Genomic DNA, 18937 nt, shown 5'->3' with positions numbered 1-18937 from the left:
GCTCAGCGGAGCTGGGCAAGGCTGGTTCGTATCAAGGTAATCAGCCGTTCGGTGTTGGGGCGGAGGATCGGCCCGCGCGCGGTGATCAGGCCGACCTGACGGAGCCCGACATGGTTGGAGATCGGCACCATGCGAAATTGCTGCACTCCGGCCTGCACCAGCGCGACCCGGGGCACGATTGCAATGCCGAGCCCGGACGCCGCAAGGGCCATTGCCGTCGTGGCCTGCTGGACCTCGAACGGGACATCGAGATGGATTCCCAGTGTCTCCAGCGTGTCATCGATCAATCCCCGGACAGCAGTCGATTTCGACAGCATGATCGTGGGTTTGTCGACGAGGTCGGCAAAGCAGACGCTCGATTGTCCCTCGTCGAAGACGGGCGGCACGCAAGCATAGAGCGGATCCTCGAGGATCGGCTCGAACTCGAAATCCTCCATGCCAGGAATCTGCGGACCAACTCCGAATTCGACATCCCGCCGTCGCAGCAGTTCAAGCATGGGCCCGGTCGGCAACTCCATGAGTTGCACCTGGGTGTTCGGATGACGGATCTTGAAAGTCGCCAGGATGTTCGGAAGCCAGCCAGTCGCAAGCGTCGGGACGCAGGCCATCTGAATGTGGCGGCTGCGCGACTGAGCTGCTTCCGTCAGCAAATCGAGCCCTGACTGGACCTCCTGCAGCGCACGCTTGGCCTGTTCGAACAGGATCCGGCCCTCGGGCGTCAGCAGGACCTTCTGCGGCGTTCTGCGAAAGAGCTGGACGCCGATCTGCTCCTCCAGCCCGCGGACCTGCATGCTCACCGCGGACGGAGACCGGTTCGATTCCTGTGCGGCTTTCCTGAAGCTTTCGTGCTCCGCCGCGAGCAGGAAGGTATGGAGAAGCTTGAGATTGATGTTCGACAACGGCTGCTACCTTGTTCGGCGTCTATGCGGTTTATCGCAGGAGGACGAGGGTTCCTCTCTTTGCCCGGAATGGGTCCACCCGCAATATCCAGTGCTGATTGGCAGGCACGCGCACGAAGAAATCTGCAGCCAAGTTGCGGTGCAGCAAGACTCCGGCCGGCCGGGCAAAAGCAGCGTTGTGATCGCGCGGCAGACGCCCATTCTCGGCCGGATAAGCTCCAGTCTGAGGCCGGCAAGCCATTGATTGCTCTCAACCCGTCGCAATCTCTTAATCAGCGGGTCCGAGGTTCGAGCCCCGGTGCGCCCACCAAATCGGCGGCTTAACGGGGGGAACCGTTTGAGCAGCTGATTTCTCGGACGGTCTTTTCCGATATCGGGCCCTGACGATGTGTAAGGCTACCCCGCGCTATAGCTTGAGGTCCTGCATCAAAGTGACTGCGCTGGCGGTGACGTGATCTTACCGCGCGGACGATCTCACCCGCCGGAGAGGGCGATCCGGACCTTGACGGACTGGAGCGAGAGTCCCCGTTTTTCAATCGGTAAGAAGGCAGGTGATCTTCAAGTCCATACCGGAGACGCCATCCATCAATCCGACCGTGGATGGTCGGTTCGCGCATCAATCGCGACCACATAGTCTGCGTGAAGAGTAAGCGGAGCCTTCGATCCGTCGAGAACCACACGGAGACTCTTCGGATAGTATCCAACGCCAATCACTCTCCCGGTCTTTCCAGCCAGGCGAGGGCCAGCCGTGGGCTTTACCTGAATACGCGACCCCGATGGAAATCTGGGGTTGGTTTGGGCCGGTCCTGACATGGTTGGCCTACGGCTTGACGTAGGTCCAGCCCATCTCCTGCAATTCCATCACGCGCACGACGCCCGACTTCACGACCTCCGCCTGCCGAACAATCGGTATGTCCTTGCTCTCGGCCTTCTGCATTTTCTCCTGGGTGTTGCCGCAGGCCTTGAACGAAACCTCGGGCGTGCTCAGGGCCATCTCCTCGATGCGCGTCTTTACCGGCGAGGTGTCTTCACGCAGCATGTGCAGGCCGGGCCCGAACGTGACGACCTCGATCTTCACCTTCTCGCCAGCGTCCTTGTAGTATTGCGCCACATTGGTCGCGTTGTTGAGCGCGAGATTCATCGCTGCGGGGTCGTTGGTATTCACCTGCAGGATCAAATGATGTTCTCTTTTCTTTGCTGCGGCCGAATCCTCCATGCGGGCAAACGCGGATTGCTTCCGCGTCGCCGTCGCCGTCGTCGGCTTCGCCACGTGTTGCCTCGCATGGCCCGCCTTGTGCGGGACGGGTTGCCCGTCCGCCGGCGTCCAGTACTTTCCGCCCTGCTCCGCGGCCGAAAACGATGCGGAAACCAGAACGGCGATCGCTGCCATCACGACCGATTTGGCGATATGTTGAAATCTGATCATTATCCGCCTCCATCGAAGAAAATCATATGCACACCATCAACGATTTGGTGTCGCGATCGCGCGCGGCCATTTGCACGCCGCGGCGATCTTCGCACGCGCCGCATCCAGCCCGGCGAGGGAGAACGTCCCGTCACGGGCAGCGCCGCCCCGTGGTGAGAGCAGGACAATAAGGTCCCCGCTGCCTGGAAGCGACTGCAGTAAGCGAACAACGTCCCCGGTGAACGCGACGCCGGGACCGAATGCCGGGACGGCTGCCGCAACCTGCACCGCCGGATTGTCATTGACGCGATAGGAAATTGCATCGTCACCGCCTCCGCGGGAGATGCCGGGTCCCGCGAGTGCCAGCTCCGTCCGGCCGCCGCGGCAGCGGATCGACAATTGCATCGCGGACTCGCCGGTCCCGGTGCGCGACGATGTCGTAGCGGTCGCGATCGGTGAATAGTCGATGGGGGAGGTCGTCTGGCTGACGATCCAGTCGTCTTCGGGCGTCGGGCGATTCTGAGGCGCGATGGTACGCGTCATTTTATTCAGACACGCCAGGCGCTCCGCGTGGTCCTTCTGAAGGCAGGAACGGAGCTGCGTCATGGGATCCTGGGCCAACGCAATGCCGCCTGTAGCCCCGAGCACAATAAGAAGAAGGACCGCGGCGCGTTTCATTGCGATGCTTGTGTTGCGCGGGGCTGGCGATCCAGCCACAGCTGCGCCGCAGGGACGCGCGTGAGACCCGGAACCGTCGCAGCAAGGTTGATGGATTTCCACTTCGGATCGAAGCCTGGCCCCTGCAATCTGTCGATCCGGGAGAACAGGTGATCGATGAAGCGCGCGACGCGCTCAGAGCGGTTCGAGTTGGCCGGCCAATTGAAGGCGACCAGAGCGGTCGGCACGGCGATCGTTGAAACCCGTTCGCCCGGCTTGATCAGATTGGGATAGTCGGTCCCATCGAGGGCGGCGGGAAGATAGTAGTCCTCGAACTTGCTCTCGTAGGGGAGGGGCAGGAACTTGAAACCTGGCTCCCAACGGCCGCGCACGAAAGCATCCACCGGCTTCGAAGTAATGAAGACGACGGCGGCCATCTCGCCCTTGCGCATCTGCTCGAGCGCGACCTGATGTGGAATGAACGTCTTCTCGACCTCGAGATTGAGGCGACTGAAGATCAGCGGCCCCGAATACGCCGCAGCGGTGCCCAGCGTATTGAAGTTGACTTTCTTGCCGGCGAGATCGTTCAAGGTTCGAATCTCGGGTCGAACGAAGATATGCAGCTCGGACGGAAACAGATTGAGGACATACGCAATTCGTCGCTGGATGTCCGGCACCTGGATCTTGTATTCCTCGAGCGCGTCGGAATTGATGATCGCCGCGTCGATGCCGCGCAAATAGAGCAGGGAATTAAGGTTTTCCGCGGCGCCACGAGTGACAACCGGCAGAACATGCAGGTTATCTCCATCGTCGACCACACGGGCGATCTCCGCCGCCAGGCGGATCGGCGCGCCCTCGAGGAGACCTCCGGCCAGGCCGATCGTCCAGGCGTTCATGGAGATCACCTGAGGCCTTGGCTGCGGCGGCTCGGGCCGTGCCAGACGAATCTTGTGAGGTCGAGTATCTTGCGGCCGCGCATCCGCCCAAGGTTGAATGGCCAGGAGCAATGGTGCGAACGACGCGAGCAGGAGCAGCCGACGCAATCCTGTAAGCCTTTTCATCGACCAACTCCTCTACACATGCTGCATCCGTGTCGGCGCTTTCGATCCTCGATTGCGCGTGGTCGGTTTGGAAAATCGCCGCACAAGACCGTGTTATCGACGCAAGGCTTCGAATCGCGCTTTCGCCTCCTTGATGCCGCCGGCTTCGGCCCGCGCATAGAGATCTCGCGCCCTGGTCGCGTCCCCGTGAGTTCCATACGTTCCAAGACTGGGTAGGATCAGCGGATCGTAGGTTTCAGCGAGTACGAAGATTGCCTGCGCACTGCCCATCCCGGCGACGTGCTCCAGCACGATCCGCGCTGCGCCGATGTCTCCCTGTTCGAGCAGCAAGCTCGCGCGCGCGATCAGCCTCGCGACTTGCACTGCTTCGTCAGGATTGACCCGGGCGTCGCCTGGGCTGCGCGCCACTATGGCCTGATCTTGGACTTGCTTATCCTGGGCTGGCTTCTCCTGGACCGGCTGATCCTGGATTTGTCGCGCCGGCGCTGCGAACGGCTCACGCATGGCCTTTCCGGTCGTCGCCGGCTGAGACGCGGGCGAGGGATGTTTCGCCACAAAGGCGCCGTTGTCGAGACGCGCCAATGCGATCTCCGTCTCCAGTCCTTCGGCCCGCTCGCGCTCACGCTGCAACAAGCCGCGCAGCTCGGCCGAGTCTCGCTCTCCGGCCTGCTTGATCCGTAGGACTTCCTCGCTCGCCTTGGACGCTCGCTCGGTCTGCGCGTCGAGATCGCGGCCTGCTTTCGCGAGATCCCGGGCCAGCTGCTCGGCCCGCTCGCGCTCCCGTTGCAGCGATTGCCCCAAGGAGGCGACTTCGCTCGCTTCAGTCTGCTTGTGCTGTGCCGCTTCCTCGCTGGCTTTGGCCGCTTGAGCTTCGTATGCGTAGATCTTGCTGCGTGCCATCGAGAGATCCTGCGCCAGCGCATCGGCTCTCTCGTGCTCCTTCTGCATCGATCGTATCTGCTCGGCGGCGCCGGCTTTTGCGGCCTGCGTCAGCCTGACGACCTCGTCGCTCGCTTTTGCCGCCAGGGCGGTCTGCGCATCGATATCGCGTTGCGCGGCCTCAAGCGCCTGCTCCAGCCGGCCGGTCCGATCCCGCTCCTGTTGCAGGAATTTCTGCAATTCCACCGTATCGCCCCCTGCTGCCGCTTTGAGCCGGGACGGGCCCTCGCTGGGCTTCGCCAACAGCGCGGTTTGCGCCTGATATGCATAAATGGCGCTTCGCGTCAGGGAGAGATCTTGCGCAAGCGTGTCGGCCCTTTCGCGCTCCTTCTGCATCAATTGCCTCAAGTCTGCGGCGCTGGCCTCCGCCGCCCGACTTCGCTGCGACATTTCCTCTTTTGCCTCGTTTGCCTTTACCACCAACGCAGTTTGGGACTCGACGTTTTGCCGCGCCGCTGTGAGATCCTGCTCCAACCGCGCTGTCCGCTCGCTCTCCTGTTGTAGGGCCTTCTGCAGCTCCACGGCTTGGCTCTCTTCTGCCTGTTTCAGCCGGGACGTTTCCTCACCTGCTTTCGTCGCCAGCGCAGTCTGGGTATCGGCATCGTGCCGCGCGGCTGCGAGATCCTGCTCCAACCGCGCTGTCCGCTGGCTCTCCTGTTGTAGGGCCTTCTGCAGCTCCACGGCTTGGCTCTCTCCTGCCTGTTTCAGCCGGGACGTTTCCTCACCTGCTTTCGTCGCCAGCGCAGTCTGGGTTTCGGCATCGTGCCGCGCGGCTGCGAGATCCCGCTCCAGCCGCGCTGTTCGCTCGCTCTCCTGTTGCAGGGCCTTCTGCAGCTCCACGGCTTGGCTCTCTCCCGCCTGTTTCAGCCGGGACGTTTCCTCACCCGCTTTCGTCGCCAGCGCAGTCTGCGTTTCGACATTGCGCAGCGCGGCTGCGAGATCCTGCTCCAGCCGTACCGACCGCTCGCGCTCCTCCTGCAGCGATGCCTGCAACTCAGCCGGCCCACTCTCGCCCGCTCGATTCGGCCGGGAAGCTTCCTTCAGGCGGGAAGCCTCCTCGACGGCCTTCGCCACCAACGCCTTTTGCGTTTCGACCTCGCGCCGCGCAGCGTCAAGATCCTGCGCGAGCCAGTCGGCCCGGTCGCGCTCCTGCTCGAAATGTTGCAGCAGCGCAATGTCGCGCCTTGCAAAGGCAAGTTCGCAAGACAGTGACTCTGCCCAGTCGCGTTGCTGCTCCGGAGGTTGCTGCAGGGCTCCTGTGTGGGGAGTCGTTGCTTGCGCAATCTGTATCGATTTGTCGCTTCCTGAGCGCGGCGGCCAGGTCGCGAACTCGTCAGAACCGCGGTCGCGGGCAGTCGTCGCCTGTTGCGCGTCTGCGAGGTGCCGCGCCTGACGCGGGGAAGCGTCCGTTTCCGAGACCCATGTCATAGCGAGCATGACCGCTGCCATACACAGGGGTGCACGTTCTCGCCGCGTGAGGGAGATCTTCACCACTTTCCCGTTGAACATGACCCTGCGACTCATCTGCAATCACCTGTCGCGTGGCGGTACGATTTCCCCCTGATGCATCATTATGCCCAGCATCTTTACGCGAATCATATAGCTCGGATGGAGGACCCTCCCCACCACTTTCGGGTTAGGCCACAGATTGTGCCCGATCATCGAAGCCGTGAATTGTTCAAAGGCCTCTCCCGTGTATCTGTGTTTCGCGAACGGAACTGATCGCCAACGAACGGTGGCGGGCCCGCCGTCTTCGCCAATGAGCGGCTCCAGTGAGCTCGAGCCTGGGACCGCCCATTCCGGGCCTGCCTTCAGGGTGCACCAAGAACAAGAACGGCAAGCGCGCTCTATCGCGCCTGGATAGGGGCGCGGAGCAAGCACTACAGGTTGCTACTGCCTTCGGCCGAAACAAACGGGTCGTCAGTTCTTACGTGCAACCACAGCAGCTATTGTTGCCAAGAAGCAGCTCTTCAGAACAACTGCCATGGATGGGTACTCCCTATGCATGGCAGCCTGTACCAGATCGAGCGTCTAATGATGTTTTGCACGCTGCGTACGAAGAATACTCGCTGACTCGTTATGAGTATTGAAGTTGCCGTTTGCGGTGGGTGGAGGGAACATGCTCTTGATATCGAGTCTCGGAAATGAAAAGCCCCGGCTGGGGCTACCAATCGGGGCGCGTTAATGGTTCGCACCGCTCTTCTTCGGCTTGTCGCGTGGCTGCTCGCGGCGGCTGTCACTTTCGTAACGCTCGGACCTGAGGACGTTCGGCCTCACCCTGTTCTCGGACAGCAAGGCGATCACGCGCTCGCCTTTCTTCTGGTGGGGATTCTCTTTTCCCTAGCCTATCCGCAGCGACGCTGGACTGTTTCAGCGATCGCCGTTGCCCTGATCGGCCTGCTTGAGATTATGCAATTATGGGTGCCGGGACGGCACGCGAGGTTTGCGGATTTTGTGGTCGATGCGCTCTCGGCCTGCGCTGGCTTCGCGCTGTCCGCCGCGGCCGGCCGGCCGATAGCGCAAGTTGGCGAAGATCCCGACCCACTGACACGCGAACGTCCCCAATGAGCAGGGCTGATCTGCCTAAACCAAAGCTTCTTGCGCGTCACATACCACGCGCGGAATCTGAGAGCACGGTGAGCAGCACCGCGACGGTCAGGCGGTGTTACCGGTGTTTCCTGCCGCCTTCGCCGAGGAGATAGTTCACCATGGAAGCGACGTCCTCAACCGCCGGCAGGCGGCGCGACGCGCTAACGCCGGCGATGCGCGGGTGGCCGTCGCAGTGCGCGATGATGAAGCCGGCTTGCTCATGCGGAGCGGGTCGCTGTCGACGCCTTGAAAGCGCGTACCGGCGAGTAGTTGGCAGTCGAGCCGCAATACAAATTGTCTGTGGAGCGGACCGAGGCGAACGCGCAACGCTCAATCGAGCACTCAGTGCATTGGTGCGCGGACACTTCGTCGCCGCCTGGATCGGTGCTGCGGAGCGTCGAATTTGAGCTCGGCAACCAGTCGCCAAATCTGAACCTCGTGACCATCCGCCAGCCGCCCGGCCCGCTTGGTTGCGGACGCGTCGTCAGGGCAGTGAAGGTTGACCACGCTTCCCAATTGGCCGTGTTCATCCAGGACGTACGCACGATAGTGTGGCATCGCAAATCCCCACGCGCGACTGCATCTTACCTGCAGGCTTGCTCCGGGGTGAGGGTCATTACGAGCTACCTCTGATGGGGGCATGCGCGCTGCCGCGGCTCGCCCCGAACTCCACTCATGCGGTCAGCCGCTCCGGTGCGCGTTCCAACACCTCGGACGCGCACGCTCACGCATGATGACGGAGATGCCTGGACCGCTCTCGGACCTTCGGAAGCTCGCTGCCCTGATAGCCATTGGGGTTCTGCAATTGCCAACGCCAGTGGTCCGCACACATTTGCTCCAACGACCGCGTCGATGCCCAGCCCAACACGTCCTTCGCAAACGTCGGGTCGGCATAGCAGGCGGCGACATCACCGGCCCGGCGCTCCCCGATTTCATAGGGGATTGGTCGCCCGCTCACCGATGCAAACGTACGGACGATGTCCAGAACGCTGCTGCCGTTGCCCGTTCCAAGATTGACGGTGATCAGGCCGGGTTGCTGGAGATGGCGCAGGGCACTCAAATGCCCGGATGCGAGATCGACCACGTGAATGAAGTCGCGGATTCCGGTGCCATCGGGCGTATCATAGTCGTTTCCCCAGATCCGCAGCTTCTCCCGTCGTCCAATCGCCACCTGCGCCACAAACGGCAACAGGTTGCTGGGAACGCCCAGCGGGTCTTCCCCGACGAGCCCGCTTTCGTGCGCGCCAACCGGATTGAAGTAGCGCAGATTGCCGATCCTCCAACGGTCGTCGGACCTGCAGAGATCCTTCAGCATCTCTTCGATGACGAGCTTTGTGCGGCCGTACGGATTGGTCGGACCGAGGGGATGCTTCTCGTCGAGTGGCAGGTACCTGGGTATCCCATAGACGGTCGCGGACGAGCTGAAGACGAGCGTCTTTACATTCGCCCTCTTCATGGCCGACACCAGCCGCATCGTTCCCAGGACGTTGTTCTCGTAGTACATCATGGGCCGTACGTTGGAATCGCCCACCGCCTTCAGCCCTGCAAGGTGAATGACTGCAGTCACTCCGCAGGCACGAAGCATGTCGCAGATCACCACTTCATTCCGGATGTCTGCGTGCCGGAAGACGAGCGATCGCCCGCAGATGGATTGGACCCGCTCAAGCGAGGCCTTGTTGCTGTTGGAAAGATTATCGACGGCAACGACGTCGAACCCGGCGTCCAGCAACGCGATACAAACGTGGGACCCGATATAGCCGGCACCTCCGGTCACCAAGATCATCTCGGACACCTTCCGTGTGCGCAACGATGTGCGGGAAGACGCCGCAGCTTCCGTTCCGGAATTGCGTCGGTCCTTATCATCTCTGTCCGACGCGCAGTGAATCGCCCGCGGCCGCATCGGTCCGGCCTGCCTCTGATGGAATGGTTGAACTGCCTAGCCTTCGAGGAGAGACGGCAGGACCATCCTGGTAGTGGAGGCTGACCTCGACAGCGTCACCCGGCTGCAGCTCGGTATCTTCGCTTGCGATGATCCGTTCCTGCCCCTTATCGCCCTTCCTGATGACGGCGATCTCTACGTGGTTGCCGGCGCCTTGCACGAGTTGTGATCGAACCATTGTGGTGTACTGAAGCTTCTCGCCGACGCTCTGCAGCTTTTCGCGAATCTGATTGAGCCTTACGCTGGTCTCTTGCAGCTCACGGAGCAGGTCGAGCCTCCGCTGGTCATCCAGCTTCGCCAGCTTTCTGACGAACTCGTCCTGCTGCTTCTTGACCTGCAGCAGTTGCGCAGAGGTCTGCAGCTTCCGGGTTGATGACAGCAGCACCGCGCGACGCGCATCCGTAACGCGAGGGCTGATCAGGGACCCCTTGCCGAAGAGCTCGGTCGCTTTCTGCAGCTCTTCAAGATCCCCCTGAAGTCCTTCTTCGTCCTTCTTCTGCTGCTCTGACAGCACGCGGACCTCGTCGTCTCCCTGTCGAATACCGCGCTGAAGGAAGGTTTTTTCCTGCTGATAATCACTCTGCTTGGTCTTCAGATATTCCTTTTCTGAATTCACGATCTCCGAAATTGCCGATCGAGCTAGGGGCGCGTCCATCAAAGCGCCTGGACTGATCTGAGCTCCCTCTCCAAGTTCAGTCTTGATGCGCCACATGCGCGCCTGCTCTTTGGCCAGCTCCGTCCAAAGCGAACCATACTCGCTTCTCAGGTCTGCTGACTCGAGATATGGGTTGTTCATTCTGATGCGCATGATGTCGTAGCCGCCGGCCACGGCGACGAGCTGGCGTGCGGTGATGGACGGACGATAGGGGTACTCACCCGGCTTCGATACATCCCCGTTTACGTAGATCGGCTTGTATTCCGCGATGACCGTCGTGACCTCGTCTGCGTCGATCACGACGGCCGTCTCACGGCCATCGGACGTCCTCTGTCGAAATACCTTCCTCGCCAGTGCAGCCCCGATTTTGGCTCGGATCTGCGGTAAGGGCAGGCCGGCCACCGGAAGCGTTCCGACCAGTGGCAACGAAACGTTCCCGTCCATTTGGACGGCCGCGCGATGTCGCAGCTCCGGCACGCCCGCAACCGCGACCTCCAGAACATCTCCGACGTTCACCAGATATTCGGCCTTTGCTTGAGTGACGGAAATCGTCAGACCAACAGCCAACAAGCCCCATTTGATGCAACGACCCAGACGGCAGCCAGGGACGCCGATATTGATATGGAGGCTATTGCGCAGTCTGGAGTTCGGCATGGCGTCAATCCCGCACGAAGTTGTTACCGCTTCAAATGTGTTCGCGGAAGGCAGCACGTCAACAACCGTCCGAGTAATCGTCCGGACAGGCGATCCGCAAAATTTCGTTCTGCTCTCTCATTGACGCCGAACCGCTCGGTGCCTTCTTCCACTCTGTTCGACTGATCGGTCCTCTATCAATATTGGGCATTCCCATCGAACCCATCGGGGAGGGCGCTTCGACGGCTGCCCGAATCTAATCCCGCGCCGTCGCGGCTCAATCGACCATCGTAGTTACCTACTTTTTGCCCGTCCCATCCGGCTATTGCGAATTTCCATCCAATGACCCGGACTGTCCTGGTTCGGCTCAAGTGGCGAGTGATCGGGTAGCTCACTGCTAGGAGTTGTGCGTCCTTCCAACTTGCCGGCGTCTACCGAGCTTCCGGCACGTTAGGTCGATGGCGGCAGGGCGATCGAGGAGCCGTGGGAAGGGGCAGATTGACTGCTCTATTGATATTGGCACCAGCCGGCTCGTGGTGTGCCGTTTTCGGATCTTCGGTACAGCGATGCGTCGCCGGCGAGCAAATGCCAGCAGGCATGTTTCGGAAATCTGAAAAGCACGCCTCGAGCCTTGCCGATCCGTGCGGGCACTACACTCTACAGCAATTCTGCGCAGCAGCAGGATTGTCCCACGGCTCCATTCCGGTCGACACGTTCACCAGATACGCATTGTCAGCAGCGTCTCGTTCCCGTGGTGGAAGATGTATTGGTAAGGGCGCTCGAAAGAGCAGACGAGTTTGACTTGAGGCTGGCGGACGGGCAGTTGCCCGGAGAGCTGCGATCACACAGCAGCGTCCATCGCGACCTGAGCCACATCAAAGATCGCGACGTTTAGCCGGGATGACCCTCTGCCCTTCCTGATGGCACGGGCTCGTATTGCGATGCGGGGCAAAATACTCTGGATTGGACCGTTCGAGTCCAACGCCACCCGTCAGTCGACTAGCGCGGGTCAACGGTGCAAACCGGATCAGGCGATGCCGATTACAGGATACGGTGCGCGGTCCCGCTCGATGTCGATCATGGGTCCACTATGGCGGTCTCTGGCGCGGCCGTGGTCGGATTGACGGATGCCGCGCACTTGCTCGCTCCCAATGGCCGCCTTCCAGTTACCTGCATGCTCATCGATGATCCTCCGCTTCGCCTACCGCTCCCGCAGCGACTCCTGCTTGTATCTCGCCAGCGGCGAGAGGAGGTAGCTGATGATCCTGCGCGCACCGGTCTTGATCTCGACCGTCACCGCCATGCCGGGGCCGAGCTTGACGAGCTTGTCCTCCACCTGCATGTGCGTGCGGTCGAGGGAGATCCGCGCCGCATATTCCAGCTCCTGGCCTTTCGGCTCGCTGCTGCCTTGCGCCGTGCCCGACGCGCGGTCGTTCGGTCCGCCCTGCCTGTCCCGCGTGATGGCGTCGGTCGACACGCTGAGCACGTCCCCATGCAGGAGCCCGTAGCGCGTAAAGTTGAAGGTATCGATCTTGATCTCCGCCTTCTGTCCAGGATGGACGAAGCCGATGTCGCGGTTGGAGAGCATGGCCTCGATCTCGAGCTGGCTCTCGCTTGGAACCACGATGGCCAGCGCCTGTGCCGGCGTCACCACGCCTCCCACCGTGTGAACGGCGAGTTGTTGCACGACGCCGTCGACCGGCGCAGTCAAATGCTGAAGCTTCGTGCGCCGCTCCGCCTTGACCACTTCCTGCGCAGCGCTCGCCGCCTTCTGCTCGGCTTTCGCGAGTGCGTCATAGGTGGCGCGCCGATACTCCGCGGCAGTCCTTTCTTTCGTTTCCTTCAGCAAGGCGATGGCGGCGTCGGCTTCGCCGAGCCGGCTCTGCTGGAGGACCAGATCCTGCTGAAGGCCAACCAGCTCCTGATACTCGGAGAGATAGACAACCTTCGAAGCCAGGGCCTTGTCGACGAGACCCTTGCGAATGTCGACCCGCTCCTGCAGCACCGGTATCGTCGCCTGGAGCTTCGCCACGCTCGCCGATGTGGTCGCCCGCTCCGCTTCCTTCTGACCTTGCTGGCGTTCGATCTCCGCGAGCTTGGCACTCTGCTCGGCGCGCTGGCTGATCAGAAACTGACGATGCATCTCGATCTCCGCGGCACTTGCGCCCTGTGGTGATCGGAAGGCGGCGAGCGGATCGCTGGTGAGCGCCGCGCGCAGCCGCGCGACGTCGAGTTCGGCTGCAACGAGATCGCTTCTCTGGCGCTCCTGATCGGCTTCCGTCATCGTCGGGTCGAGTTCGATCAGAACGTCGCCGGCCTTGACGCTCTGTCCATCACGCACGTGAATGGCGCGGACGACGCCAGTCTCGAACGGCTGGATCAGCTTGGTACGTCCGCCAGGCACGATCTTGCCCGTCGCAGTGGCGACGATGTCGACGCTGCCCAATGATGCCCACAACAGCGCGACGCAAAAGACCGCGATGATGCTCGCCCCGATCGCGCGGCCGATCGGCGACGGCGGCGATTCGGTGATCTCGAGCGCCGCGGGCAGAAATGCAATCTCCTGCTCACGCCGTCGAACCTCGGCTCTCGGAAACGGAACGATATTCCGGCTAGCGGACGTCATGGATACCGGCCTGCAGATAGTGGAGATTTGCGTAGCGCCCGTTCGAGCGAATGAGTTCATCATGGCTTCCGTCCTCGACGATGCGGCCATGCTCGAGAGTGATGATGCGGTTCGCATTGCGCACGGTGGAAAGCCGATGAGCGATGACGATGACAGTCCGGCCGGCGGAGATCCGTTTCATGTTCTGCTGGATGGCGCGCTCGCTTTCGTAATCGAGCGCGCTGGTGGCCTCGTCGAGGATAAGGATGCGGGGGTTGGTAATGAGTGCGCGCGCGATCGCGACACGCTGGCGCTGCCCGCCGGATAAACTACTGCCGCGCTCGCCCACGATGGTGTCATAGCCCTCGGGCAGCTCCAAGATGAAGTCGTGAGCGCCGGCGAGTGACGCCGCCTCGATGACGCGCTCCATCGGCATGGCCGGGTCCGCGAGTGCAATATTCTCGCGAATCGAGCGATTGAAGAGCACGTTCTCCTGCAAAACCACGCCGATTTGGCGCCGAAGCCAGGTCAGGTCGACCGTCGCGAGGTCAACGCCGTCGACCAGCACGCGTCCGCTCTCCGGTACGTAGAGACGCTGGATCAGTTTGCCGATGGTGCTCTTGCCCGAGCCCGAAGAGCCCACGATACCGATGACCTGGCCGGGCTCGATGCCGAAGGACACATCGTGCAGCACCTCGGGGCCGTCGACACGGTAGCGGAAGGTCGTGTGCTCGAATACGACCTTGCCGCGGATCGCCGGCAGCGCGGCGCGGGCCGAGCTGAAGCTCGGCTCCGGAATAGTGTTGAGAATGTCGCCGAGACGATCGACCGACAGCCGGGCCTGATGGAAATCCTGCCACATCTGCGCGAGCCGAAGCACCGGCATGCTCACCCGCGCCGCCAGCATGTTGAACGCGACCAGCTCTCCGACGGTCAGGTCGCCGCCGATCACGAACCTGGCGCCGAAGTAGAGCGTTGCGGCCGTGACCAGCTTGTTGATCATCTGGACCGCTTGGCTCGCCGTATTGTTTAGGCTGAGTACGCGGAAACTCGCCCCCACATAGCCGGCGAGTTGCTCCTCCCAGCGGCGTTGCATCTGGGGCTCGACTGCCATTGCCTTCAGAGTCTCGACGCCCGTGACGCTTTCGACCAGGAAGGCCTGGTTCTCCGAGCCGCGATTGAACTTCTCGTCGAGTCGCCGGCGAAACAGCGGCGCGGCGCCGGCGGAAATTCCGATGTAGAACGGGAACGACGCCAGAACGATCCACGTCAACGCCGTCGAGTAGTAGAACATGACCGCAAGGAAGACGACAGTGAACAAAAGATCGACGACAAGAGTGAGCGCCGAGCTCGTCAGGAACTGACGGATGTTCTCAAGCTCGCGAACGCGTGCGACCGAATCGCCGACGCGACGCGTCTGGAAGTATGCGATCGGCAACGCCATCAGGTGACGAAACAGCCGGGCGCCGAGCTCGACGTCGATGCGGTTCGTCGTGTGCGCGAACAGATGGACGCGCAACGTGCCGAGAACGGTTTCGAACAAGGTCAACGCGACGAGACCCGCGACCAGGACATCGAGCGTACTGATGCTTCGATGCACGAGTACCTTGTCGATGACGACCTGGAAGAACAGCGGCGCGACGAGGGCAAAGACCTGAAGGAAGAACGACGCGATCAGCACTTCGCCGAGAAGACGGCGATACTTGTGGACCGCACCGAGAAACCAGCCGATATCGAACCGCCTGGAGAGATCCGTCAGGGCCGCACGCCGGGTCATCAGGATGATGTCGCCGTCCCAGATGGCCTCGAGTTCGGCCTGCGTCATGGATTCGGGTCGGGAAGCCAATGGACGCTGAACGAGAAGGCTGTCGTCGACGACCTTGCCCAGGATCAGGAAGCTGCCGTCGCGCAGCGCGGCTATTGCCGGCAACGGCGTGACGGCAAGCCTATTCCAGCTTGACCGTTGTGCCCTGGCCTTGAGGCCGAACTCCCTGCTACAGCGCAGGATTTCGGTCACACCGATCCGCGAGGTGCCCATGCGATGGCGTATTTGCTCCGGGTCGGCCGCAATGCCATGGCACCGCAGCAATATCGCCATCGCAATGAGCCCCGACTCATCGCCATCCGTAGGTTCAGGACCCGACTCCTGGACGGGCATATCGCTACGTTCGGCGGAGCGTGCAGACGCCAGAGCATCGCCGGCGAGCGCAACCAGGTCACGCCCGCGCGCAATCAGACCGGCAAAGGCATGCTGCGCCCGATCGGCAAGGCTTTGAGATCCGGCCAGGAGCAAGCGGCCGTCCCAGATTTCTTCAAATTCCGCACGCGGCATCAACTTCGGATGTGACGAGGTCGGATGCAGCACAAGCGCGGCGTCGTCCTCGACCTTCCCGAGCAGCAGAAATCCGCCATCACGCAGCGCTGCGATTCCGGGAAGGCTGATGCCTGCGAGCTGTTTCCAATGTGTCGTGCGCGAACCGACCTTCAGTCCGAAATCGCGGGCGCAGCGAAGCATCGCACGGATGCCGATTGCGCTTTCCCCGCAACGATCGCGGAGCTGGTCGGGCTCGGCGTTCACGCCATGAAGGCGCAGGAACAGAGCCAGGGATCGAAGCCCGAGATCTGCGGCATGGGCATTTCCATTCTGGATCGCCATTTAATACTCAACCCTTCGCGGCTACCGGCCGCGTATGATGTTCCTTCTCATGCATTCCCAAACATTGACGGGGCCGCACCCAGGCGCTGAACCTGGGTGCGGCTCGGCCTTAGTGTTGCGGTCGGGCCAGCAACGAGTCGTGCCCCCAACCGGTCGCCTGCGACACAGCCGCCACGATCTGACCGGGATCCACCTGGCCGGTGTGAGCGGCCAAGTACTGGTTCAGCAGCGCAAAGCTCTGGCTTGCGAACGACGCCATCGTGGTACCGGTCGCAGCCGGATGATCTGCCGGCATGGTCGGATGGGCAGCGGTCGTTGCCAGGGTGCTGGCAGCCGGGTCAAAATGCTGCTGGAGCAGCGCAAAGCCCCGGCTTGCCAAGAACCCCGTGTTTGCAGCGGCCGCCTGCTGATGATCCGTAGGCTCGATCGTCTGCGAGGTCGTTGGGGCCGCGGCCGTCGTGGTGGCAACAGGCTGCTGATCCGTCGCGGTGTGGTGGTGGTGCGACGACGTTGTGGTCGTGGCGGCCTCAGGTCGGGGATCCACCACGGTGATGCTCTGCGGCGAGGCCGTAGCAACGGCACCGGTGGTCGGATCCTTTGCGCTTGCGGTCAGCGTGAGCGTTGCGGTCGGGTGGCCCCCGCCGCGATAGTACGAGTGCAGTTCGAGTCCGCTGTCGACCTGCGCTGCCGTCAAGGTGATGTTATTCCCCCGGAACGTCTGACCATCGAGCTTGTCGGTGATCGTCTCGTACTTGGGCAACCCCGTGATGTTCACGGTCACGATGTCGTTGGAGTCGGTCGTGGTCACCTTCGTGCCCAGGTCGACGGTACCGCCTCTCCCGGCCACCCAGAGCGAGTTATCCGCGATCGTGAGGACAGGCGTGGCCACGGATGGGGTCGGCGGAGTCGTTGGCGACGTTGGCGACGTTGGCGACGTGGGCGTCGTTGACGTCGGGTCGATCTGCAGACCGGAGAACGTCTTCACGGCGCCAGCAAGATTGGCAGCGACACCGCTCGCGTCCTTGATGGCCGCACCGCTCGGTAGATTGACACCGGTGATGGCGAGCGCCGAGGTGCTGGTGTTGGTCGACGCGACGGTTGTTTTGAAGGAGAGCGTACCCGTGCCCGAACCACCGACATAGGTGGCCGTGCCGCCGTCATTGAGCGACAGCGTGGGCGTGCCCGTCACCGTCACGGCCTCGTTGAAGCCAAGCGCCAGCGTGATCGTGTTCCCGACGTGCTCGGTGCCCGTTCCCGGAACAGCCGTGGCCTGGGTCACCGCCGGCAAGACCGGATCGATCTGGAGACCGGTGAACGTCTTCACCGCACCCGACAGGTTCGCCGCGACCCCAGAGGCGTCCTTGATGCCCGCACCGCTCGGAAGATTGACGCCGGTGATGGCGAGCGCCGAGGTGTTCGTGTCGGTCGACGCAACGGTCGTTTTGAAGGTGAGCGTGCTCGTGCCCGAGCCGCCTGCATAGGTGGCGATATTGCCGTCGTTGAGCGACAGCGTCGGCGTGCCCGTCACCGTCACGGCCTTGTTGAAGGCAAGCGACAGGGTGATGGTATCTCCGGCATGCTCGATGCCCGTTCCCGGAGAGGCCGTGGCCTGCGTCACGGCCGGCGTCACCGTGGGCGTTGTGGGTTGTGTCGGAGCCGTGGCGCCCACACCCGTCCAACTGGCCGCCTGCGATCCGGTGACCAGTGTCATGTTGCGATAATCAACCGCGGCTGTCTCGCTCGCCGTCGAGCGATAGATGCCGTATTCCCAATAGGTGCCTTGCCCATAACCCAGCGGACCCTGGTAGTTCACAACCTGCTTGCCGTTGATCCAGACGTCCAGGTACCCGCCGCCGCTGTTGGAAACATTGGCTTGGATCCTGATGTCGTTGTAGACACCGGTCTGGATCGGATTCGGGTCGGTCCAGAGCGTCATCAGATGGAGATCGGATGAGGAATTGCTGGGATTCCCACCGGGCTGAACATAGCGGGCGACAATTTGCAGATGGTCGCCGTCCATCTGGATCGCGAACGGCGGTGAGGTCCCCACGCCGCTCGCAATGTCGTCATTGTGCATCTGACCGACGATAAACCAGCCGTTCGAGCTGTTTTGAGTGTTTACAAATGACCCATTGGGCCCATTGGCCTCCACCATCAACTGATAGTCCATGCCAATCGGAGTGCCGGCCGGGATCACTGCGCCCCAGCTGGTCCCGACGCTCGCCGAGTCGTTCTGAATTTCAGAGCGATCAACGTGTGAGCTATCACCACCCCCTGTCCAATTGTCGCCCTGGTGGACCTCGAACCGCAGGGTCTGCGAGTCCGGACTGGTCATGCTATAGCTCTTGCCCGCCGTCTCAATGCCGTAGACGTCGCCCCCGACGCCACTAAACCGAGTTCCAGGCGTGGTCGTGAAATTCGTGATAGTTCCGGTAGTATCCAATTTCAGGCCTCCGAGTTACAGAGAGTCTCTTTGACGTTGACAAGGGAATTCCACTGCCGCGTGCGCGATGGCGAGCGACATACCGCGTGCTCGCAAGCGGTTGGCATTGCGAGCCGATTTCATAGCAGTGGGAATTGCCCCCCCAACTGCTGATGGCCGGCTGGTTAATGAGCGAGTGTGGCCAAAAAAATAAGCGAGTAAGGCAAAAATTCCCGCAAATGCGGCGCGCCAGGGGCACTTGCCGGCAAGTCCCTGGAACTGCTTCCGATTTCGGCGACCTGCCTTGGGAAGGCAACTTGGTTTCTACACATAATACCAACGTATGTGCTTGCCCTTGCGAATGATCGCGTGGGCTCGCTCCAAGCAGCTCGCCAGCGGGACCCTGGCAAACGTTGCGGGTATTACGGGGCGCCTCCGTAGCGCGTGATCTCGTGCTCTCCAGGCGCAATCCGCAAG

Annotated in this window: 11 protein-coding genes; 1 reads left to right on the top strand and 10 read right to left on the bottom strand. The window is 61.9% G+C overall.

Annotation, left to right across the window (positions count from 1 at the left end; all coding sequences use genetic code 11):
• Positions 1-2: 2 nt before the first annotated feature.
• The 5 genes from WN73_RS01355 to WN73_RS01335 all read right to left on the bottom strand — a co-directional run bounded on the left by WN73_RS01355 (position 3) and on the right by WN73_RS01335 (position 6485).
• Entirely contained in the window at positions 3-899 is an 897-nt protein-coding gene (locus WN73_RS01355; protein WP_038967682.1) for a LysR family transcriptional regulator, read from the bottom strand.
• Between the two features lie 820 nt (positions 900-1719).
• Complete coding sequence (locus WN73_RS01350) at positions 1720-2325, bottom strand: DsrE family protein (protein WP_011089058.1); 606 nt, start codon at positions 2323-2325, stop codon at positions 1720-1722.
• 36 nt (positions 2326-2361) lie between these two features.
• Positions 2362-2982, bottom strand: a complete 621-nt coding sequence (locus tag WN73_RS01345; RefSeq protein ID WP_182872302.1) for a hypothetical protein — start codon at positions 2980-2982, stop codon at positions 2362-2364.
• Positions 2979-4022 (bottom strand): TAXI family TRAP transporter solute-binding subunit, encoded by a 1044-nt coding sequence (locus WN73_RS01340; protein WP_110116914.1) that lies wholly within the window; start codon positions 4020-4022, stop codon positions 2979-2981. Before WN73_RS01340 ends, WN73_RS01345 begins: the two co-directional genes overlap by 4 nt.
• A gap of 93 nt (positions 4023-4115) precedes the next feature.
• Positions 4116-6485, bottom strand: coding sequence for a hypothetical protein (locus tag WN73_RS01335; protein WP_271551196.1), 2370 nt, complete (start codon positions 6483-6485; stop codon positions 4116-4118).
• Between the two features lie 660 nt (positions 6486-7145).
• Between WN73_RS01335 and WN73_RS01330 the strand changes: the two genes are divergently transcribed.
• A complete protein-coding gene (locus WN73_RS01330) occupies positions 7146-7529 on the top strand; it encodes a VanZ family protein (RefSeq protein ID WP_161533803.1) in 384 nt (127 codons plus the stop codon).
• A gap of 745 nt (positions 7530-8274) precedes the next feature.
• On the opposite strand, the gene galE is transcribed toward WN73_RS01330, so the two are convergent.
• The 5 genes from galE to WN73_RS01305 all read right to left on the bottom strand — a co-directional run bounded on the left by galE (position 8275) and on the right by WN73_RS01305 (position 18373).
• Positions 8275-9333, bottom strand: a complete 1059-nt coding sequence (galE, locus tag WN73_RS01325; RefSeq protein WP_271551191.1) for a UDP-glucose 4-epimerase GalE — start codon at positions 9331-9333, stop codon at positions 8275-8277.
• Between the two features lie 76 nt (positions 9334-9409).
• The gene (locus WN73_RS01320) at positions 9410-10798 is read right to left on the bottom strand and encodes a polysaccharide biosynthesis/export family protein (protein ID WP_271551189.1); all 1389 of its coding nucleotides are present in this window, start codon (positions 10796-10798) and stop codon (positions 9410-9412) included.
• A gap of 1180 nt (positions 10799-11978) precedes the next feature.
• The gene (locus tag WN73_RS01315; protein ID WP_161533811.1) at positions 11979-13403 is read right to left on the bottom strand and encodes an HlyD family type I secretion periplasmic adaptor subunit; all 1425 of its coding nucleotides are present in this window, start codon (positions 13401-13403) and stop codon (positions 11979-11981) included.
• Positions 13390-16038, bottom strand: coding sequence for a type I secretion system permease/ATPase (locus tag WN73_RS01310; RefSeq protein WP_271551186.1), 2649 nt, complete (start codon positions 16036-16038; stop codon positions 13390-13392). Before WN73_RS01310 ends, WN73_RS01315 begins: the two co-directional genes overlap by 14 nt.
• A 109-nt stretch (positions 16039-16147) precedes the next feature.
• Positions 16148-18373 (bottom strand): heparin lyase I family protein, encoded by a 2226-nt coding sequence (locus WN73_RS01305; protein ID WP_271551184.1) that lies wholly within the window; start codon positions 18371-18373, stop codon positions 16148-16150.
• Positions 18374-18937 lie beyond the last annotated feature (564 nt).

Source organism: Bradyrhizobium sp. CCBAU 45394 (genome assembly GCF_028128655.1).
Lineage (GTDB): Bacteria > Pseudomonadota > Alphaproteobacteria > Rhizobiales > Xanthobacteraceae > Bradyrhizobium > Bradyrhizobium diazoefficiens.
The sequence above is the reverse complement of the archived record's forward strand: the minus strand, read 5'-3'. Positions and strand labels throughout refer to the sequence as shown.

Bases quoted from the DNA above. Each gene is read 5' to 3' on its own strand.
- WN73_RS01330 (WP_161533803.1), top strand. From the start codon at position 7,146: ATGGTTCGCACCGCTCTTCTTCGGCTTGTCGCGTGGCTGCTCGCGGCG.
- WN73_RS01305 (WP_271551184.1), bottom strand. From the start codon at position 18,373: ATGACCAGTCCGGACTCGCAGACCCTGCGGTTCGAGGTCCACCAGGGC.
- galE (WP_271551191.1), bottom strand. From the start codon at position 9,333: ATGATCTTGGTGACCGGAGGTGCCGGCTATATCGGGTCCCACGTTTGT.
- WN73_RS01335 (WP_271551196.1), bottom strand. From the start codon at position 6,485: ATGAGTCGCAGGGTCATGTTCAACGGGAAAGTGGTGAAGATCTCCCTC.
- WN73_RS01310 (WP_271551186.1), bottom strand. From the start codon at position 16,038: ATGGCGATCCAGAATGGAAATGCCCATGCCGCAGATCTCGGGCTTCGA.
- WN73_RS01350 (WP_011089058.1), bottom strand. From the start codon at position 2,325: ATGATCAGATTTCAACATATCGCCAAATCGGTCGTGATGGCAGCGATC.
- WN73_RS01315 (WP_161533811.1), bottom strand. From the start codon at position 13,403: ATGACGTCCGCTAGCCGGAATATCGTTCCGTTTCCGAGAGCCGAGGTT.
- WN73_RS01340 (WP_110116914.1), bottom strand. From the start codon at position 4,022: ATGAAAAGGCTTACAGGATTGCGTCGGCTGCTCCTGCTCGCGTCGTTC.
- WN73_RS01345 (WP_182872302.1), bottom strand. From the start codon at position 2,982: ATGAAACGCGCCGCGGTCCTTCTTCTTATTGTGCTCGGGGCTACAGGC.
- WN73_RS01320 (WP_271551189.1), bottom strand. From the start codon at position 10,798: ATGCCGAACTCCAGACTGCGCAATAGCCTCCATATCAATATCGGCGTC.